Source organism: Microbacterium sp. (genome assembly GCF_036277215.1).
Lineage (GTDB): Bacteria > Actinomycetota > Actinomycetes > Actinomycetales > Microbacteriaceae > Microbacterium.
This window is the reverse complement of record NZ_DASUNI010000264.1, coordinates 1-2,738: the sequence shown is the minus strand read 5'-3', so window position 1 is coordinate 2,738 and position 2,738 is coordinate 1. Positions and strand designations below refer to the sequence as shown.

General features: G+C 69.0%; 3 protein-coding genes. 2 read left to right on the top strand and 1 reads right to left on the bottom strand.

Annotated features, from left to right (window positions below; translation table 11 throughout):
* Both VFX99_RS13275 and VFX99_RS13270 read left to right on the top strand, forming a co-directional pair.
* On the top strand, positions 1-970 hold a 970-nt coding region (locus VFX99_RS13275; protein WP_329666770.1), incomplete at its 5' end, for an NAD-dependent epimerase/dehydratase family protein.
* 3 nt (positions 971-973) lie between these two features.
* Complete coding sequence (locus tag VFX99_RS13270; protein ID WP_329666769.1) at positions 974-1,966, top strand: Gfo/Idh/MocA family oxidoreductase; 993 nt, start codon at positions 974-976, stop codon at positions 1,964-1,966.
* A gap of 24 nt (positions 1,967-1,990) precedes the next feature.
* On the opposite strand, the gene VFX99_RS13265 is transcribed toward VFX99_RS13270, so the two are convergent.
* Positions 1,991-2,738: HNH endonuclease signature motif containing protein (locus VFX99_RS13265; protein ID WP_329666768.1), on the bottom strand; the 748-nt coding region annotated here is incomplete at its 5' end.

The following is a 2,738-nucleotide window of genomic DNA, read 5'->3' as shown; positions in this document are numbered from 1 at the left end:
AACCGGCAACATCTCGACCAGCGTGGTGCGGCTGCTGCTCGAACGAGGACACGACGTCACCTGCATCACCCGTGGTTCGTCGGGAGCACTGCCCGACGGCGCGCGGCACCTCTCCGGAGACCGGCACGATCTCGAATGGTTCGTGCCCGCGGTTCAGGGCGAGCGCTTCGACGCCGCGATCGACTTCATCGGGTTCACGCCCGCACACGGTGCAGCGAGCCTCGAGGCGTTCCGGGATGTCGGCCACTTCATTCAGACCTCGACCGTGACCACCGTCGGCGAGACGGCGGACTGGCTGCCGATCACCGAGGATCATCCGCTTCGCCCCGCGGTGCCGTACGCGCAGGACAAGGTCTCGCTCGATCGCCTGTACCAGGCGGCGTTCTACGACCGCGGATTCCCGGCGACGATCGTCAAGCCGTCCACCACCTACGGGCGCAAGCGTGTCGTGCGGCAGGTGGGCATCGACACCCGCTGGATCCGGCGCATCCGCGAGGGACGACCGATCCTCCGGGTCGGCGAGGGCACTGCGCTTCACCATCTCCTGCACGTCGACGATGCCGCGCTCGGCTTCGTGGGCGTGCTCGAGCGGGATCGCACCATCGGGCAGACCTACTTCCTGGTGAATCCGCAGCCGATGGAGTGGACGACAATCCACGCCGTCGCGATGGGCGTGCTGGGACGCGAGGTCGAGCAGGTCGGGGTGTCGGCGGACATGCTGTACGAGCTCGACCCGAAACGGTTCATGATGGTGCCGGGCATATTCGCGCGGAATCTCCTCTACAGCGCCGCCAAGCTCCAGCGTGATGTGCCGGAGTTCGTGCCGCGCATCACACTCGAGGACGGGCTCGCCGACGCGTTCGAGCACTTGGAGCGCAGCGGGCTGGTGGAGGACGTGCCCATCGGGGACTGGGAGGACCGCATCATCGCGATTCAGCGTGATGCGCGCACGCACATCCTGGAGGACTGACTCATGGCGGATCAGATCGGCATCGGCATCCTCGGCGCCGCCGGCATCAGCGAGCGGGCGATCGTGGAGCCGGCTCGCGGACTCGACGGCGTGCGCGTGGTCGCGATCGGCGCGCGGGATCCGGAACGCGCGCGGGCCACGGCCGACCTGCTCGACGTCCCCGAGTCGGGGGACTACGAGCTTGTCCTCAAGCACCCCGACGTCGACCTCGTCTACATTCCGCTCCCCTCGACCGTCCAGGCGTACTGGGCGATCCGGGCGTTGGAGGCCGGCAAGAACGTGCTGTGCGAGAAGCCGCTGTCGGCGAACGCCACGACGGCGGCGCAGATCGCCGATGCGGCGGATGCTGCCGGCCGGCGCGCATTCGTGGGATTCCACTACCGGCTGCACGGGTTCACGCGGCAGCTGCTGGACGTGCTCGCCTCGGGCGTGCTCGGCGACGTCCGGTGCGTGGAGTTCGACTACAGCATCCCTCACTTCGTCGTCCAGCCCGGCAACATCCGCCTCGACGGCGATCTGGGCGGCGGGTCCTTCATGGACGTCGGATGCTACGCCGTCGACCTCATCCGCGCCGCGTGGGGCGAACCGGCGGTGGTCTCGGCGGACGCGACGCTGTACGACGGCGACCCCCGCGTCGACCTGCAGATGGATGCCGAACTCGAGCTTGCGGGCGGCATCCCGGTTCGTATCCGGTCGTCGTTCATCGGCGACGACAAGGGCAGCATGTCGCTGCGGGTCGCCGGGTCGGCGGCGGACCTGGAGGCCACGAGCGTGATCGTGCCGCAGTGGGGCGCGCAGCTGCGCGTGACCGCGGATGACCGTGTGCTGATCGAAGACAAGGCGGCTGACGGCGAGAACAGCTACGCGCGCCAGCTCGAACATGTGATCGGCGCCCTGCGCGACGGCATCCCGAGCGAACTCGACGCCGCACAGGGCGTCGGCACGATGCATGTGGTGGACGCGGTGTACCGCGCAGCAGGCCTGCAGCCGCGCTGAGGAGGCGGCCGCGCCGAGTGCGACTCAGAACGGCGCAGAGGCGTACTCGCACTCAGGGTCGGGTGCGAAGGCGACGGTGCTGACCGGTCGGTCGGTGTACACCGCTCCGGTCGGGCTGGTCCACTCGAGCACCCCGCCGGGACGCTGCACGACGGTCCAGGATGTCTGATGCTTCAGGGTGTGGTGCCTTCGGCAGAGGTTGGCCAGGTTCTCGGCCGTTGTGGCGCCGCCGAGGGCGAAATCCAGCGTGTGGTCGGCGTCGCACCTTCGAGTCGGCATGCGACACCCGGGGAATCGGCAGTGCTGATCGCGCACGCGCAGATGTCGACGCACCTCCTCGCTCGGCCGGTAGCGGTCGACTCCGAGGACCGCGCCGGTGATCGGATGGGTCAGGATGCGGTCCCATCCCGGCGCGTCGGCGGCCAGCATCCGGGCGGTGTCGATGTCGATCGGCGACTGGCCGTCGAGCGTGGTCGCCTCGAACGGATCGCGCACGGTGTCGTCGATGAGAGCGAGTACGGGGACTGTGACGCTGACGTTCCCGCGGATCGCCGCATCGCCCGCGGCGTGCGCGACGGGATCGGCTGCCAGAACCAGGTCGAAGAGGATGTCGGCCCGACGTTGATCCATCGTGCGGGCGTCGTCGGCACACGGCTCGACAGCGCCGTCGTTGGAGGAAAGATCGGCCGGGGCATCCGTCTCGTGGCATCTCGTGGTCGCGCGGGCGAGTTGGGTGACGCGATCGTGAGCGGCGTGTACGAGAACGCTGGGC

Excerpts from the sequence above, each read along its gene's own strand:
- VFX99_RS13270 (WP_329666769.1), top strand. The coding sequence starts at position 974 with ATGGCGGATCAGATCGGCATCGGCATCCTCGGCGCCGCCGGCATCAGC.